The sequence below is a fragment of the Nannocystis bainbridge genome (genome assembly GCF_028368995.1).
In the GTDB taxonomy this organism is placed as follows: Bacteria; Myxococcota_A; Polyangia; order Nannocystales; family Nannocystaceae; genus Nannocystis; species Nannocystis bainbridge.
This window is the reverse complement of the sequence record NZ_JAQNDL010000005.1, coordinates 1-16,424: the sequence shown is the minus strand read 5'-3', so window position 1 is coordinate 16,424 and position 16,424 is coordinate 1. Positions and strand designations below refer to the sequence as shown.

Sequence of the window (16,424 nt, the reverse complement as noted above, 5' to 3'; positions counted from 1 at the left end):
CCCGCGGCTCCGTCGTGCCCGACCGTCCTGCCGCCCCCGCCTCGCAGCGCGCCGCCTCCGTCGTCCCCGGCGATCCGCTGGAGCGCGTGCTCACGGCGGTGCGCGAGGCCAGCGACGTGCGGGTCGTCGGCGCCGTCGGCGGGTTCCGCGGCTACGCGCTGGCGATGGCGGCCAGTCGGGCGGAGGCTCCGGTGTTCACGGTCGCGCCGGACGAGGCCAGCGCGCGGGCCCTGGCCGGCGACGCCGCGTTCTTCCTCGGCGCTCCGCTGCGCGAGGCCGGCGACGGCCCGGTGCTGGTGGTGCCGGAGCTCGACACCTCGCCGTACGCCGACGCCGCCGCCGACCCGCGGACCATGGCGCTGCGGCTGGCGGCGCTGTACCGGCTCGTCGATCGCCACGCCGAGCCGCCCAAGCTGATCGTCGCCAGCGTCCATTCGCTGCGTCGGCGGGTGATCCCGCCGCCGCAATTCCTCGATCTCTGCACGCGCTGGGGCGAGGGCGACGAGCTGCCGCGCGAGGCCGCGATCGCGGCGCTGCAGCGGGCCGGCTACACCCGCGTCGACGTGGTCGAGGACCCGGGCACCTACGCGGTCCGCGGCGGCGTGATCGACCTGTTCGTCGGCTGCTCGCGGTTCCCGACCCGCGTCGAGTTCGACGACGACATGATCGAGCGCCTGCGCCTGTTCGACCCCGAGTCGCAGCGCAGCCTGCGGGCGGTCACCTCGGTGGCGATCCACCCGGTGCGCGAGACGGTGGCGACCACCGCGGCCTCGCTGCGTACGCGGGTGCTGGCGCTCGCCGACGCCGCGCTGGCGCCGTCGAGCAAGAGCCGGCAGATCGTCGACAACCTCGAGCAGGGCCTCGAGTTCTTCGGCGTCGAGGCGCTGACCCCGATCTTCCACGACGGCATGGCGCCGCTGTGGGACTACCTGCCGCGCGGCACCCGATGGGTCGTCGAGGAGCCCGACGCGCTGCAGCAGGTCGCCGAGGAGCAGGCCCAAGAGCTGGACGAGCAGCACGGCCGCGCCCTCGCCGAGCGCGGCGTGATCGCCCCGCCCGAGCAGTTCTTCGTGCCCGCCGCCGACCTCGGCCGCCGCCTGCGCGCGGCGCCGATCGTGCTGACCCGGCTGCTGATCGAGGGCGAGCCGGGCGAATCATCTGAATCCGGGGACAGGTCCGAAGGGGCAGGTCCGAAGGGGCATGCCCGCAAGGGCATGTCCAAACAGGCAGGCGAGGAGCGGCCGGCGGTATGGCTGCAGGTCGGCTCGAACAAGCCGCTGCGGACCGCGCTCGAGGCGTCGCGGGCCGACCGCAGCGGCGAGGCGATGCGCCCGCTGGTCGAGCAGATCCGGGCGCTGCAGACCGACACGCCGGCGGCCGCCGGCGACCTCGGCGAGCTGCTGCCGTGGACGGTGCTGCTGGTGGTGCCGGGGCGGGCCCAGGTCGACCGCCTGGTCGGGGCGCTGCGCGGCCACGGCCTGGCCCCCGAGGCGCTGGCGCCCGAGCTGGCGCCGATCGACCTGCGGGCGCCGACGACCGCGGGCACGCGCGTGCAGGTGGCGGTCGGCGAGCTCAGCGAGGGCTTCGACTACCCGGCGGCGCGGCTGCTGGTGCTGTCGGAGTACGACCTGTTCGGCAAGTCGACGCGGCGGGCCCAGTCGCGCCGACGCACCGGCCTGTCGAGCCTGTCGCAGCTCGGGGTCGGCGACTACGTGGTCCACCTGCAGCACGGCGTCGGCCGCTACGTCGGGCTGGTGCAGCTGCAGCTCGGCGGGGCGCCGGGCGATTACGTGCAGCTCGAGTACGCGGGCGGCGACAAGCTGTACCTGCCGGTCTACCGCCTGTCGGAGATCGAGCGCTACGTGGCCGCCGAGGGCAAGCCGCCGAAGCTCGACAAGATGGGCGGCAGCACCTTCCTGGTCAAGGCCAACAAGGTCAAGACCGAGGTGCGGCAGATGGCCGAGGAGCTGCTGCAGATCTACGCCCAGCGCGAGGCGACGCCCGGGACCGCCTACCCCGGCCCCGACGAGTACGACCAGTCGTTCGCCGACAGCTTCCCGTTCCAGGAGACGCCCGACCAGGAGACGGCGATCGACTCGGTCCAGGGCGACCTCGGCCGCGCCCGCCCGATGGACCGCCTGATCTGCGGCGACGTCGGCTTCGGCAAGACCGAGGTCGCGCTGCGGGCAGCCTTCCGCGTGGCCCAGAACGGCCGCCAGGTGGCCGTGCTGGCGCCGACGACGGTGCTCGTGCAACAGCACGGGATCACCTTCCGCGAGCGGCTGACGCCGTTCGACCTGCGCGTCGAGGTGCTGAACCGCTTCGCCAGCGACCGCCAGCAGAGGCGCGTGATCGAGGGCATCGCCAGCGGCGAGGTCGACGTGGTGATCGGCACCCACCGCCTGCTCGGCAAGGACGTGCGCTTCAAGGACCTCGGCCTGCTCGTGATCGACGAGGAGCAGCGGTTCGGGGTGGCCCAGAAGGAGCGGTTCAAGAAGTTCAAGGCCCAGGTCGACGTGCTGACGATGTCGGCCACGCCGATCCCGCGCACGCTGCACATGTCGCTGCTCGGCATGCGCGAGATCAGCATGATCCGCACGCCGCCGATCGACCGCCTGGCCGTGAGGACCGCCATCGTCCGGATCGGCGACGCGGTGATCGAGGAGGGCATCACCCGCGAGCTGGCCCGCGGCGGGCAGGTGTTCTACGTGGTGCCGAAGATCCTCGGCATCGAGGAGCACGCGGTCCGGATCCGCGAGCTGGTGCCGCACGCCCGCGTGCTGGTCGCCCACGGCCAGATGCCGGAGGAGATGCTCGAGCGGACGATGCTCGAGTTCGTCGAGCACCGCGCCGACGTGCTGGTGTCGACGACGATCATCGAGAGCGGGCTCGACATCCCGCGCGCCAACACGATGTTCATCGCCCACGCCGACCAGTTCGGCCTGGCCCAGCTGTACCAGCTGCGCGGCCGCGTCGGCCGCAGCAAGCAGCGCGCCCACTGCTACCTGATGGTGCAGGCGCTCGAGCGGCTGGCCCCCGAGGCGCGCCGCCGGCTCGAGGCGATCCAGCGCCACGCGGAGCTCGGCTCGGGCTTCGGCGTGGCGGTCCACGACCTCGAGATCCGCGGCGCCGGCGAGCTGCTGGGGGCGCGCCAGAGCGGGCAGATCCAGGCGATCGGGTTCGACGCCTACGCGCGGATCCTGCAAGAGGCGGTGGCCGAGCTGCGCGGCGAGCCGATCCTCCGGGAGACCGATCCGGAGATCGCGTTCGACAGCCCGGCCTACCTGCCGGAGGCGTACGTCCGCGACGTCGGCCAGCGCCTCGACCTGTACCGCCGGCTGTCGGCGGCCCGCGACCGCGATGCGGTCGAGGACGTGATGAGCGAGATCATCGACCGCTACGGCGAAGCCCCGCTCGAGGCGGAGCACCTCGGGCTGGTGATGATCTGCAAGACCTACGGCCGCCGCCTCGGCGCGCTGGCGGTCGAGCTCAAGGCCACGCGCCTGGCGGTCCGCCTCGGGCCCGACACGCCCCTGTCCGGAGAGACAGCCGGTCGCCTGGGCGCGAGCACGCACGGCAAGTTCAAGCTGCAAGGCGACCGCGTGGTGGCGACGGTGCCCGAGGCCCGCGGGCCCGATCGCCGCACGCAGCTCAAGGTCGCGGTGGCGGCGCTGGCCGAACTGGCGCAGATCGCCGAGAGCAAACCGACGCCGGCGAACAAGAAGCGGTAGGCCCGCGCGTCTCGCCGCGAGAGATCCAGCCCGCCGCGGCTGCGCTTGACTTTGTGCGAGCGAGTGGTTCGCCGGCGCTGCGGCGGTGATTTGCCGGCGAGTCCATGGCCATGGACGCGGTCTGCGGGGCGATCGAGGCCGATCTGCCGGCGCTGCCGATCGCACGGCTCGCGCGGGCCGCCGGCGCGGGGTCGGGAGGCCGCGGAGCGGGTGATCGCGGCGTGGTCATGTCATTGGCGGAGCGAATATCGGCCGCCGACAATGCGCAATGATCCGCCGCGGCAATGGCCGGAGTCGAGGCGCCGGGCGGGGCCTCCGGTCCACGCGGTGAGGCCGCTGCGACCCCACCAGGGCGACCCTGCGGGCTTTCACGGGTGGGATCGTGTGCGCGCATGGGCGCTCGCAGCCGCGCCGGCAGCGAACGGTCGCGCAGGGGCGGAGTTCGCCCCGTCTGCGATCGCCAGGATCTCGCAGCGTCGGGCATCGCCGGGTCCGTCGTCCGTGACGCGCCTGCAGCGCCCGACGCTGCGCCCGAGGCCCCACGCGTTGGTATACAATCCGCGGCGATGCTGCCGAGCTCACCCGGGACCTCGCTGCGTGTGGGGGCTTTCCGCCCCGGCACCGCAGCGCGGGCGTTCGGCGCCGCACCTGCGCGCGAGGGCTCCCCGTCGTGACGCACATGTTCCCGCAAGCGCGCGACTCGCTGCAGTGCCCGTACTGCGCCGAGCTGCACGCCGAGGACGTCGAGGTCTGCCCGTCGTCGGGCGAGGTCGTGCTGCTCGACCAGAAGTACCGGCTCAAGCGCCTGATCGGCGAAGGCAGCTTCGGCCTGGTGTGGGACGCCCGCAACATCGACACGCAGAAGGAAGTCGCGATCAAGTCGCTGCGCGCCGAGGTCGTCAGCGACCCGGCCGTGCTCGCGCGGTTCTTCTGGGAGGCGACCGCGGCCGGGCGGGTCCACAACCCGCACGTGTGCGACGTGCTCGACCTGGTCAAGAGCAGCGCGCACGGGCCGTACATCGTGCTCGAGCGGCTGTCCGGGCGCTCGCTCGAGTCGCGGATCCTCGAGGAGGGCCAGCTGCAGCCCGACCTCGCGGTGCACCTGATGCGGCAGGCGCTGGTCGGGCTCGAGGCGGTCCACCGCGCCGGCATCGTCCACCGCGACATGAAGCCGGAGAACATCTACCTGCACGAGATCGGCGACGACCGCGTGCTGGTCAAGCTGCTCGACTTCGGGATCTCCAAGTTCTCGGCCGCGTCGGGCGCCAGCAAGTCGCGCACCGCCGCCGACCTGTTCATGGGCACGCCCGAGTACATGTCGCCGGAGCAGGCCCGCGGCGCGGCGTTCGTCGACCCGCGCACCGACATCTGGGCGATCGGGGCGATCTTGTACCGGGCGCTGGCCGGCGTGCCGGTGTTCTCCGGGCCCGACGTGCCGTCGGTGCTGACGGCGATCCTGCACTTCCCGCACATGCCGATCACCGAGCGCGTGCACGGGCTGCCGGCCGAGCTGGCGGCGATCATCGAACGTTGCCTCTGCAAGGACCGCGAGCAGCGGTTCGCCTCGTGCCTCGAGCTGCGGGCCGCGCTCGAGCCGTTCGAGGGCGCGTACGCGGCCAACTCGCCCGACAACTCGTTCGGCCGGACCGAGCGCTCGGGGCTGTTGACGCTGATCGAGGCGGTGGCCCACGCGCCGTCCGACTCGGAGGTGCCGGCGGCGCGGCGCGCCGACCTGAGCTCGTCGCGGCCGGTCGCGCCGCCGGGCGACCACGTGATCATCGCCCACGGCCGCGGCGACCGCCGGTGGTTCGATCACCTGCGCGAGCACCTGCGGTCCCACCGCGACACCACGCAGCTCGAGATCTGGAACGCCGGCGACTCGTCGTCGAAGGCGTCGCGCATCGACGTGCTGGCCGAGGCGTTCGCGCGGGCGCGGGCGGTGATCCTGCTGATCTCGCCGCGCTTCATCGGCGAGGAGCTGGCGCCCGGCGGCGAGCTCTACTCGCTGGTGGTGATGGCCCAGGAGCGCGGGCTGCCGGTGATGTGGCTGATGGTCAGCGAGACGCCCTACGAGGGCACCGACCTGCTCGATTTCCGCACGCTCGGCGACCCGTCGCAGCCGCTCGACCGCCTGGCGGCGGCCGACGCCGACCGCGTGCTCGAGCAGGTGTGCGACCAACTGGTCGTCAGCCTCGGCCTGCCGCAGACGGCCCCGCCGCGCGGCGGCACCAAGATCGGCCTGCCGGTCGGCGACACCCGGCTCGACAACATCCGCGACCTCGAGCAGCGCATCGAGGCCGCGCGGGTCCGCAAGGCCCGGCTCGAGGCGATCGGCGAGGACACGCGCGAGATCCACGAGGAGATCAAGTCGCTGCGCCGGTCGCTGCGCATGGGCCGGCCGCTGCACCGCGGCGACGTGCTCGACGAGCGCTTCATGGTGCTCGACCAGCTCGGCGCCGGCGGCTTCGCCACGGTCTGGCGCGCGCTCGATCAGACGACGGACACCGAGGTGGCGCTCAAGGTGCTGCACGCGCAGCACGTCCACAACGCCGAGCGGCGCGAGCGCTTCTTCCGCGGCGCGCGGATCATGGCGCAGATCGAGCACCCCAACATCGTCAAGATCATCGAGCCCTCGGCGAGCGACGGCGAGTACGAGTACTTCGCCATGCAGTTCGTGTCGGGCGGCAACCTGCGCGACGCGGTGATGACGGGGCGGCTGTCGGTGACGCGGCGCCTGCAGATCCTGCTGGCGGTGGCCGACGCGCTGGCGTTCGCCCACGAGCGCGGGATCTTCCACCGCGACGTGAAGCCCAGCAACATCCTGGTCTCCGACGAGTTCTCGCCGTACCTCACCGACTTCGATCTGGTGCGCGCCGAGGACACCACCGGCGGGACCGCGGGCGGGCTCGGCACGGTCATCTACGCCGCGCCCGAGATGATGGAGCGGGCCAGCGAGGCCGACGCCCGCGCCGACGTGTACGGGCTCGGGATGACGCTGGCGTTCCTGTTCTACGAGCGCGACCTGACGATGGACGTCATCCGCAACACCGACCGGCTGATCGGCGAGCTGAGCGTCCCCGAGTCGATCCGCATGGTCATCCGCACCGCGATCACGTGGAACCGCGAGCACCGGTTCCGCACCGCGGCGGAGTTCGGCGAGGCCCTGTCGGCGGCCGTGGGCCGGCGCGAGCCGATGCCGCCGGGCCCGATCCTGCCCGGCCGCCGCACCGACACCATGCTGGCCGCCGGCCCGCCGGTGCTGACCTCGACGCTGCGCCGCGCCGCGCAGCCGCGCAAGACCTTGCCGATGGGGCCGCTCGACTCGTCGGTCGAGATCGCCGAGATCGAGGAGGTCGACGAGGTCGACACGCTCGAGGAGCTGGCCGGCGACGCGGTGGTGCTGGTCGAGCCGCCCGAGCCGCCGGCGAGCCCGGGCGCGCCGGCACCCGCCGGGCCGCCGGGCGTGTCGCTGGTCAAGGCGTTCGCGGCGATCGCCGAGGAGTCGGAGGCGCTCGGCGAGACGGCGGTGTCGGAGGTGTTCTCGGCGCTCGAGGTCCACGAGGTGATCGGGTCCGACGGCGAGTCGCAGCTGGTCGAGGTGCTGTCGTCGCGCTCGCTGCCGATCCGCCCGTTGCCGGTCCAGCCGCAGCCGGTGCATCCGCTGCACGCCCAGCCGCTGCCGCTCGAGGACGAGACGCTGCCCGACGTGGTGCCGGGCATGTCGGCCGGATCGATCGCGGTGATGACGATCGGCGGGGTGGTGCTGATCGTGCTCGGCTACATGATGTTCGGCGGCTGACGCGGAGGGCAGGGTGGCGGTCACACGCGAGGATGTGGTCGCGTTCCTGAGTCGCCTCGGCCCGGGCGAGCTGCAGGAGTTGATCCTCGAGCTCGAGGACCGGTGGGGGATGGAGCCGGCGTACGTCGAGCAGGAGTACGTGACCATGGGCGCGCCCGTCGTCCAGGGGATCGAGATGGGCATCCCCGAGTTCGAGGTGGTGCTGCTGTGGTCCGGGCCGCAGCGGGTGCAGGTGATGAAGACGCTGCGCGAGGTGACGCCGACGCTGACGCTCGGCGAGGTGATGGTGATGATCGAGCAGACGCCGAGCGTGGTGCTGCGCGGGGTCCACCGCGAGGTGCACGCGCTGCGCATGGAGCTGGAGGCGCTCGGCGCGAAGGTCGAGATCCGCTGAGGCGCGCGCGATGGCCCCGATCCGCAGCCTCCGCCTCAATTTCGCCTGCGACGAGGACTGGCACGCGTTCGCGGGCGACGCCAAGGTGCGCCGGTGCGAGACGTGCGAGACGGCGGTGCACGACCTTTCGACGCTGACACGCCGCGAGGCGACGGCGCTGTTCCAGCGGCCGCCCGCGAGCGGGTTGTGCGTGCGCTACCAGCACGACGGGATGGGCCGGATCCTGTTTCGCTCGGAGACGCGACCGGGGCAGCGGGTGTGGCAACGCTTCGCGCCGCCGGCGGCCGCGCCCGCGAGTGCAGGCGAGGGCGAGCCGCAGGCCGATTGACGGCCCGGCGCCCGGCGCCGCGGGTTATAGTGCCGGGCCGTGAGCGGCTCGCGCGACGAGCGGTCCGACGGGGTCCCGGGCGCATCGGCCCCGACCCTGCGCCTGGGCCCGCAGCAGGACATGTCGACCCAGCCGCCGCGCTCCGGGCGCAAGAGACATGTTCGTGAGGACATGTCCAAAGAGGCAGCCATGCCGGCGCGCATCGGCCGCTTCGCCATCGAGGCGCGGCTCGGCGCCGGCGGCATGGGCGTGGTCTACAAGGCGGAGGACCGCCAGCTCGGGCGCAAGATCGCCATCAAGCTGCTGCGCGCCTCCGACGACGGGGGCGACGGCGCGGCCCGGCTGCTGCGCGAGGCGCAGGCGCTGGCGCGGCTCGACCACCCGAACGTGGTCGCGGTCCACGAGGTCGGGGTGCTCGCCGACGAGGTCTTCGTGGCGATGGAGTTCATCGAGGGCGAGACGCTGCGCAAGTGGATCGGCCGCGACGCGCCGCGCCCATGGAAAGAGGTGACGGCGGCGTTCGTGCAGGCCGGGCGCGGGCTGGCGGCGGCCCACCGCGCCGAGATGGTCCACCGCGACTTCAAGCCCGAGAACGCGATGATCGACGTGCAGGGGCGGGTGCGCGTGCTCGACTTCGGGCTGGCGCGCATGACGGGGGTGGGGCCGCCGTCGTCGCTGGTCGCGCGGATCTTGCACGCGGGCGCGCCCGGGCCGCAGACCTCGATGATCGCCGGGACGCCGCCCTACATGGCGCCGGAGCAGCACCTCGGGCTGCCGTGCGATACGCGGTCGGATCAGTTCAGCTTCTGCGTGGCGTTCTACGAGGCGCTGTTCGGGGTGCGGCCGTTCCCCGACGGCGACCCGGCGCACCGCTTCCAGGCGGTCATGGCCGGCGAGCTGCGGCGGCCGCCGCGGCTGGCGAAGGTGCCGATGTTCTTGCGCGCGGCGCTGGCCCGCGGCTTGGCGGCGGTGCCGAACCAGCGCCACGCGTCGATGGACGCGCTGCTGCACGCGATCACCGAGGCGCCGCGGCTGCGCCGGCGCCGGCTGATGGTGGCGGCGCTGGTGCTGCTGCTGGCGGTCGCCGGCGGGCTGGGGTTCTCGCTGTGGCGCGAGACGGTCGGCGAGTGCGAGGGCCACGCCGATCGGGTCGCGCGCCTGTGGGCCGAGCGACAGGGCCCGCTGCGGGCGGCGATCACCGGCGTCGCGGCGCCGTACGCCGACGAGACGTGGACCACGCTGGCGGCGGCGATGGAGGCCCGCGCGGGCCGCTGGAGCGAGCTCTACCGGGCCGCCTGTGAGGCCTACGAGGAGGCGGCGCCCGAGCAGCAGCCGGCGCTGGTCGGGCGCATGACCTGTCTCAGCGGACAGGCGCGCGAGCTGGCGGCGATGCTGACGGCCCTGGCCGAAGAGCCAGATTCGGCGGCGCGCCACGCGGTCAAGGCGGAGGGCCAGCTCGAGCCGGTGGCGGCCTGCGTCGAGGTCGAGGGCCTGCCGGCGTGGCTGCGCGAGACCGATGTCCGCCGGACGATGCGCGGCGAGGAGGTCCGGCGCTGGCTGGCGGAGATCAAGACGGCCAACGAGGTCGGCCGCTACAAGCCGGCGCTGGCCCGCGCGGAGGTGGTGCTGGCGGCCGCGCGCGCGCTCGGCGAGCCGGCGCTGGTGGCCGAGGCGCTGCTGCGGATCGGCAACCTCCAGCGCTCGCTGGCGGACTACGAGCGCGCGTCGGCGGCGCTGAGCGACGCTTACTTTATGGCCCTCGGGACAGGTGCGCTCGAGGTCGCCGCGGAGGCCGCGAGCGCGCTGCTGATCGTCGACGGCTATCACCGCAACGACCGCGTCCGCGCGGCGCTGTGGGAGCGCAGCGCCGCGGCCCTGCTGCTGCGGCTGTCCGACCGGCCGCGCATCGCGGCGGCGTTCCACAACAATCGCGCGGTGGTCCGCGCCGCCGAGGGCCGCAACGACGAGGCTGCCGCCGACTATCGCCGGGCCCTGGCGATCTACGAGGCCGAGGACGTGGCCGACAACCCGAAGGTCGCGCTGGTGCTCGGCAACATGAGCCGGGTCGAGTTCCTGCGCGGCGACCTGGCGGCGGCGGCGGAGCACCTCGAGCGCTCGCTGGCGATCCGCGAGGCGCGGTTCGGCAAGGATCACCCGGAGGTGGCGATCGGCCGCAGCAACCTGGCGATGGTGCTGACGGAGGTCGGCGACCTGGCGCAGGCGACGACGCTGCTGCGGCGGGCGCTGGCGACCGAGGAGACGCTGTACGGGCCGCGCCACGTCAAGCTGGCGCCGACGCTCGACAACCTTGCGAAGTCGCTGGCGCGCCAGGCTCAGTGGGTCGACGCGGGCCAGCTGTCGCAGCGGGCGCTGGCGCTGCTGGCGGGGGGCGAGCGCGTCGACCCGGGCGCGGTCGCCGACGTGCGCGCGGGCATCGGCGCGGCGCTGGCGTGGCAGGGCCGCTTCGAGGAGGCGCTGGTCGAGCTGCGGCAGGCGCTGGCGCTGCGCGAGAAGGACCGCGGCGCCGATCACCCCGACACCGACCTGGCGCGCGCCGAGCTGGCCGAGACGCTGCTGCTCGCGGGTGAGGCCGAGGCGGCCGAGGCCGCGCTGCCGCGCCCGCGCCCGGGCGCGACGCCGGTGCAGAACGCCGCGGCGCTGGCCCTGCGCGGGCGGGTGCTGCTGGCCCGCGGCTCGCCCGAGTTGGCGGAGCCGCTGCTGCGGCGGGCGCTGCCGCTGCTGCCGGCCCCGCTGGCGCGCGGGCGGGCCCGCCTGGCGCTGGCCCAGATCCACGCGGCCCGCGGCGAGGCGGACGCGGCGGAGCTGGCCGGGCAGGCGCAGGCGGACCTGCAGGCGGCCGGGGCCGCGTTCGAGCGCGAGCGCCTGGCCGCGGCGAAGCTGCGCGAGGCCGGGGGGGCGCAGTGACAGGGCTCTCGGGCCATGTCACGGAGGACATGTCCGATCGGTCATGTCGTGGAGGGGCATGAGCATGTCGGATGAGACATGTCCTTCGGGGCAGCAGGATTTCATCCTCTACCGCGACGACCGGCTGCTGATCGTCGCCAAGCCGGCCGGGCTGGTGGTCCACCGCGGCTGGGCCGACGACGAGGTGGCGCTGCTCGACCTGGCGCGCGAGGCCGTCGGGGCGTACGTGTACCCGGTGCACCGCCTCGACCGCGGGGCCAGCGGGGCGCTGGCGTTCGCCCTCGACTCGGCGACGGCGCGGGCGATGCAGGAGGTCTGGACCTCGGGCCAGGTCGAGAAGCGCTACCTGGCGCTGGTCCGCGGCAACCCGCCCGCGGCGGTGACGATCGATCACCCGATCCCGCGCGCGGAGGACGGGCCGCGCGTGCCGGCGGTCACGGAGGTGACGACGCTGGCGCGCGCCGGTCGCTACGCGCTGGTGGAGGCGCGGCCGCTGACGGGGCGCCTGCACCAGATCCGCCGCCACCTGAAGCACATCAGCTGCCCGCTGATCGGCGATGTCCGCTACGGCAAGGGCGAACACAACCGGTGGTTCCGCGAGCACCACGACCTGCACCGGCTGGCGCTGCACGCGTGGTCGCTGGCGCTGCCGCACCCGCACACGGGGGCGCGGGTCGCCGTGAAGGCACCGCTGCCGGCCGATCTGGCGGGCGCGCTCGCCGGACTCGGCATCACGACCGAGCTGGTGGCCGGCGCGAGCGCGCAGGCGCGAGTCGTCGGTGACGGCGGCGACGCGACGGACGCTGGCGGACGCGACGGTTGATCCGGCGCGCAGGCCGACGCGGACCGGGCGGCGCGGCGCCCGGCCGGTGCCATGAATTTGCGGTGGCGAACTCGATCCGCGTCTTCTACGGCAAGGAGCACGGCCTGCTCGGGCGCTCGCGCCTGGACTTCAAGTGGGGCATCCACCCGCCGATCACGCCGCTGTCGATCGTGCACGTGTCGGCGGCCGAGGCGACCGACTACGGCTCGGCCGCGGTGGTCGGCCCCGACGGGCAGGGCCTGCAGGACTACATCTTCTCGCTCGGCGACGCGGACGTGTGGGTGTCGAACGTGTCGCCGCACTCCGGCGGGGTGGCGTTCATCCTCCACGTCGGCGCGCCGGGGCCGGTCGACGTGGTGGTGACGATCACGGTCGAGGACGGGATGCCGCAGCAGTTCCGCGCGCCGTGAGCGGCGTGCGTTCAGCATGGCCGATGGGACATGTTCGATGAGACATGCTCGATGGAGCATGTCCGACGGGGCATGCCCGATCAGCCATCCGCGCGCTCGAGCAGGACGGCGCGGGCGTCGACGTTCAGGACCTGGGTGCCGCCCGGCAGCTCGACCAGCGGGTCGTGCCAGTGGGAGTGGCCGCAGACGACGAGGGCGCCGCGGCCGTCGACGGCGGCGCGCACGTCGGGGTTGCCGAACCGGTGCGGGCCGCCGTCGGGGCCCTCGTGCAGGACGAGCAGGTGCGGGCGCGCGGGCAGGAGGCGGCGGATCGCGGCCACGAATTCGTCGGGCGGGCGGCGATTGGGCTTGCCGGGGCGCCCGCAGATCCCGCCGACGCCGGCGACGCCGAGGTCGTCGAGCTCGACCTGGCGGCCGTCGAGCAGGTGCACGCCGGGTTCGCGGACGAAGCGGGCCTGCTCGCTCGGCTTGCCGAACAGGTCGTGATTGCCGGCGACACCGGCGACCCAGCGGAAGCGCGCGGCGAGGGCCCGCCAGACGTCGCGGACGTCGCCGGTGGCGCCCAGGCGATCGGCGGCCGGGGCGGCGTAGAGGTCGCCCGCGAGCACGACGCCGGTGAAGCCGGGGTCGGGCACGAGATCGAGCGCGGCGAGGGTGGCGTACTCCTCGGCCAGCGCCTCGCCGAGCAGCCGCAGGGCGCCCCCGGCCTCGGCCAGGGCGGCCCGGCCCTGCAGGTCGGAGGTGACGAGCAGGGCGTCGAGCTGGGCCGGCAACGCGTCGACGCGCGCGCGCAGCAGCGGCAGCTCGCGCGTCTGCGAGCCGCCGCGCGGCGCGGCGTCGAGGTACGCGAGCGCGTGGAACGGCTCGCGGTCGATCTGCACGATCCGCACGCCGGCAGGGTAGCCGCCCCGGCCACGCCGCACCAGCGCCACCGGCCGCGATCTCCTGGCACACTGGCGGACGGTCGAGGCGCGCAGCTCCGGCCGCCGGGAGCATGGCCCATGAAGCATGTCCGATTCGACATGTCCTTTGTAACATGTCTCTTCGTACCGGTTGGTGGCGGGCCGCCGGCGGAGGAGCGGGCGCCGGAGGCCGCGGCACCGGCGGTCCCGGCGGCGGGCGACGCGGCGGAGGTCGCCGCCAGCCCACCCGCGGACCCGGCGGCGCGCCCGTCGTCGCGGTCACGGTCGAGGGCCGCGAGCTGGTGATCCGGGGTGGCGGCTGCGATCTGCGGGCGCCGCTCGCAAACCCGAAGCCGTGAGCGCGGCGAATGCATCGAGCCGCGGGTGCATGCATTCGCTACCGCGGTGATTCAGCGCAGCGGCAGGCGGACGGTGAAGCAGGAGCCGCGTCCGGGGGCGCTGTACGCCGCGATCGTGCCGCCGAGCAGGGTGCAGAGGCCGCGGCACAGGCACAGGCCGAGGCCCGTGCCGCCGGCGCGGCGGGCCAGGCGGGGGTCGACCTGGCGGTAGGGCTCGAACAGTTGATCGCACTGCGCCTCGGTCATGCCGATGCCGGTGTCGGCGACCGAGAGGTGGAACCATGGCTCGCCGGAAGGGTCGGTCTGGCGCGCGGCGGCGATGCTGATGGTGCCGGCGTCGGTGAACTTGGAGGCGTTGCTGATCAGGTTGAAGAGGATCTGGCGCACCAGCGTGGGGTCGGTCTCGACGTCGGCGAGGTCGCCGGCGAGGTCGAGGCGGGCGACGTTGTTGCGGCGGTCCATCAATGGTTTGAGCAGCTCGGCGGTGTCGCGCACGAGGGCCCCGAGGTCGAAGCGCTCGGGGATCACCGGCATGCGGCCGGCCTCGACCTTGGAGAGGTCGAGGATGTTGTTGATGAGGCCGAGCAGGTGCTCGCCGGCCTGTCGCATGCGGACGATGTCGCCGCGCACGTCGGTCGCGTCCTCCTCGTCGAGGATCTCGTGCACGAGGTCGGCGTAGCCGAGGATGGCGTTGAGCGGGGTCCGCAGCTCGTGGCTCATGCTGGCCAGGAAGGCGCTCTTGGCCCGGCTGGCGCCCTCGGCGGCGTCGCGCGCGTGGGCCACGGCCTCGTCGGCGCGCAGGCGCGCGAGCACGCGGCCGATCTCGGCGCCGATGGTCGCCATGGCCAGCATCAACGCGGTCGCGGTGCCCTCGCCGGCGGTGCCGAAGAACTCGACGACGGCGATCGCGTGGCCGCCGACGACCACCGGCAGGGCCGCGCCGCCGCGCAGGCCGAGAGCGGCGGCGCGCTCGATCCACGGCGTGTCGAGGCGGGCCCGCAGATCCGGCGCCCACACCGGCTTGCCGCCGCGCAGGGCCTCGAGGCCGAGCGCGGTCGGTTCGCCGTCGCCGAGCAGGCCGGTGAACTCGGCGGCGAGGCGGTCGGCGACGTGCCAGCGGCTGGTGCCACCACCGGCGGGGGTGAGGCGCGCGAGCGACCACCCCGAGGCCGAGCAGACCTTGTGCATGCAGATCCGGTACACGTCGGCCTCGGTCTGGGCCTCGTTGGCGGCGATCGTGATGCTCGAGATCATCGCCAGCAGGGCGTTCTTCTGCAGGACCTCGCGCGTGCCGACCTTCTGGACCCGCTCGAGGTTGGCGATCCGCTGCTCGGAGCGGTCGACGTCGATCCGCAGCTCGGCGAGCTCGCGCTCGGCCTGGCGGGCCCGGTTGGCGGCGCGGCGCAGGCTGCGGGCGCTGTCCTGCAGGCGCGCGAGCAGGATCCGTCCGGGGCCAGCCTGTACTTTGGGACATGTCCCGCAGCGCTCGAGGTGCTCGAACACCTCGTCGTCGCGGAGCCCCGGCAGGTCGGGGCGCTCGAACACGCAGTCGCAGTCGATCATCGCGGTCAACCCTCGATGACGACCGCGGTGAAGGTGGCGTCGTGGTGCTCGGTCTGCCCGCGCACCGGCGCCAGCTCGCCGTAGGTGTAGAAGCCGACGCGGGCGACGTCGGGGGGCAGGCGCGCAAACGCAGCGGCGACCTCTTCTTTGTAGCGGGCGCCGAGCACCATCTTGCGCGAGAAGCAGTCGAACACGAGGGCGATTTGCCCGCCGGGCAGCGCGCGCCCGAGGTCGGCGGCGGCCTCGGAGGCGCTGCGGATGAGGTCGTCCTTGGTCGCTCGCAACATGCGGATCTCGGCCCCCTCGGGGATGTCGCGGGTGCAGCGGAGCCCGCCGCGGGCCTCGTCGACGCCGTACACGGCCCGCACGACCTGGATCGCGTCGTCGCCCGCCCACGGCCGATCGGGCAGGCCGACGATCCCGAGCGGGAACTCGATGCCGGCCGTGCGGAGGTCGCGACCGTGGGCGCCGAGGTACTCGCGATAGAGGTTGAGCGCGGGCTGACCGTCGAGCTCGAGCACGAGGCGGTCGCGCTCGACGCGGGTGCAGCGACGGGTGGCGCCGATCGGCTCCCAGCCGCCGCGCGCGACGGTCGCGAGCCGCACCGAGCCCGTGCACGCGAGGCCGACGGCGGCGCCCTCGAGGATGTCGCGGCCGCAAAATTGGCGCGTTCGCTCGAATCGGGCGTCGTCGGCCGCGAGGCCGCCGACGATCGGGAACTCGGGGCCGAGCACCGATTGCGCGCCGCGCAATACGGACGCGCTGTCGAGCCGGACGCCGTCGACCAGCAACAGCAGCATGGCGGCGTCCCGATCGTGCGCCTGCTCGCCGAGCGCGCGGCCGACCGCGAAGCTGTCGCCGCTGGCCCGGGTCGCGTAGAGGGCGTGGGCCTCGAGATCGCGGGTGCGCACGCCCAGAGCGGTGACGGTGCCGCTGACGGCGCCTTCGTGGCCGATCTCGGCGAAGCTGGTACAGCCGACGAGTTGCACGCGCGGGGTCAGCCGACGGTAGAGGCCGGTGAGGAGCCGGCGCGGATCGTAGGTGGGCGACGCGAATAGGAGGACGACGTCCGGCGAAGCGCCGAGCGCGTCATTCAGTTCGGCCGCGAGGTCGCGACCGGCCTGATATGGGTCGTCGTGGGTGATTGATGCGGTCGTCGCGGTCAGCATATAGCGGGACCGTCGCCGACT

Annotated in this window: 12 protein-coding genes; 9 read left to right on the top strand and 3 right to left on the bottom strand. The window is 73.8% G+C overall.

Translation table 11 applies throughout. From position 1 onward, the window contains the following. Positions 1-14 precede the first annotated feature (14 nt). The 8 genes from mfd to POL25_RS40435 all read left to right on the top strand — a co-directional run bounded on the left by mfd (position 15) and on the right by POL25_RS40435 (position 12,410). The gene (gene mfd / locus POL25_RS40470; RefSeq protein WP_272091774.1) at positions 15-3,731 is read left to right on the top strand and encodes a transcription-repair coupling factor; all 3,717 of its coding nucleotides are present in this window, start codon (positions 15-17) and stop codon (positions 3,729-3,731) included. Positions 3,732-3,841: 110 nt separating this feature from the next. After that, positions 3,842-4,003 carry a hypothetical protein gene (locus POL25_RS40465; RefSeq protein WP_272091773.1) on the top strand — a complete coding sequence of 54 codons (162 nt, stop codon included), beginning with the start codon at positions 3,842-3,844 and terminating at the stop codon, positions 4,001-4,003. 407 nt (positions 4,004-4,410) lie between these two features. Beyond that, positions 4,411-7,530 (top strand): serine/threonine-protein kinase, encoded by a 3,120-nt coding sequence (locus tag POL25_RS40460; RefSeq protein ID WP_272091772.1) that lies wholly within the window; start codon positions 4,411-4,413, stop codon positions 7,528-7,530. A gap of 13 nt (positions 7,531-7,543) precedes the next feature. Then, positions 7,544-7,924: a ribosomal protein L7/L12 gene (locus POL25_RS44755; RefSeq protein ID WP_272091771.1), complete on the top strand. Its 381-nt coding sequence runs from the start codon at positions 7,544-7,546 to the stop codon at positions 7,922-7,924. A 10-nt stretch (positions 7,925-7,934) separates the two neighbouring features. Beyond that, a complete protein-coding gene (locus POL25_RS40450; RefSeq protein WP_272091770.1) occupies positions 7,935-8,252 on the top strand; it encodes a hypothetical protein in 318 nt (105 codons plus the stop codon). A gap of 39 nt (positions 8,253-8,291) precedes the next feature. Continuing rightward, positions 8,292-11,177, top strand: a complete 2,886-nt coding sequence (locus POL25_RS40445) for a serine/threonine-protein kinase (RefSeq protein ID WP_272091769.1) — start codon at positions 8,292-8,294, stop codon at positions 11,175-11,177. A gap of 58 nt (positions 11,178-11,235) precedes the next feature. After that, the gene (locus POL25_RS40440; protein ID WP_272091768.1) at positions 11,236-12,000 is read left to right on the top strand and encodes an RluA family pseudouridine synthase; all 765 of its coding nucleotides are present in this window, start codon (positions 11,236-11,238) and stop codon (positions 11,998-12,000) included. Positions 12,001-12,062: 62 nt separating this feature from the next. Then, positions 12,063-12,410 carry a hypothetical protein gene (locus POL25_RS40435; RefSeq protein ID WP_272091767.1) on the top strand — a complete coding sequence of 116 codons (348 nt, stop codon included), beginning with the start codon at positions 12,063-12,065 and terminating at the stop codon, positions 12,408-12,410. Positions 12,411-12,490: 80 nt separating this feature from the next. On the opposite strand, the gene POL25_RS40430 is transcribed toward POL25_RS40435, so the two are convergent. Further along, positions 12,491-13,300 (bottom strand): metallophosphoesterase family protein, encoded by an 810-nt coding sequence (locus POL25_RS40430; RefSeq protein ID WP_272091765.1) that lies wholly within the window; start codon positions 13,298-13,300, stop codon positions 12,491-12,493. A gap of 146 nt (positions 13,301-13,446) precedes the next feature. Here POL25_RS40430 and POL25_RS40425 point away from each other — a divergent pair, with 146 nt between their 5' ends. Next, complete coding sequence (locus POL25_RS40425) at positions 13,447-13,671, top strand: hypothetical protein (RefSeq protein WP_272091763.1); 225 nt, start codon at positions 13,447-13,449, stop codon at positions 13,669-13,671. A 51-nt stretch (positions 13,672-13,722) separates the two neighbouring features. On the opposite strand, the gene POL25_RS40420 is transcribed toward POL25_RS40425, so the two are convergent. After that, a complete protein-coding gene (locus POL25_RS40420) occupies positions 13,723-15,234 on the bottom strand; it encodes a sensor histidine kinase (RefSeq protein WP_272091762.1) in 1,512 nt (503 codons plus the stop codon). A 5-nt stretch (positions 15,235-15,239) separates the two neighbouring features. Further along, positions 15,240-16,424, bottom strand: a 1,185-nt coding sequence (locus POL25_RS40415) for an FIST signal transduction protein (RefSeq protein WP_272091761.1), incomplete at its 5' end; no start/stop codon positions are given.

Excerpts from the sequence above, each read along its gene's own strand:
- POL25_RS40465 (WP_272091773.1), top strand. The coding sequence starts at position 3,842 with ATGGACGCGGTCTGCGGGGCGATCGAGGCCGATCTGCCGGCGCTGCCG.
- POL25_RS40420 (WP_272091762.1), bottom strand. The coding sequence starts at position 15,234 with ATGATCGACTGCGACTGCGTGTTCGAGCGCCCCGACCTGCCGGGGCTC.
- POL25_RS40425 (WP_272091763.1), top strand. The coding sequence starts at position 13,447 with ATGTCTCTTCGTACCGGTTGGTGGCGGGCCGCCGGCGGAGGAGCGGGC.
- POL25_RS40450 (WP_272091770.1), top strand. The coding sequence starts at position 7,935 with ATGGCCCCGATCCGCAGCCTCCGCCTCAATTTCGCCTGCGACGAGGAC.
- POL25_RS40440 (WP_272091768.1), top strand. The coding sequence starts at position 11,236 with ATGAGCATGTCGGATGAGACATGTCCTTCGGGGCAGCAGGATTTCATC.
- POL25_RS40460 (WP_272091772.1), top strand. The coding sequence starts at position 4,411 with ATGTTCCCGCAAGCGCGCGACTCGCTGCAGTGCCCGTACTGCGCCGAG.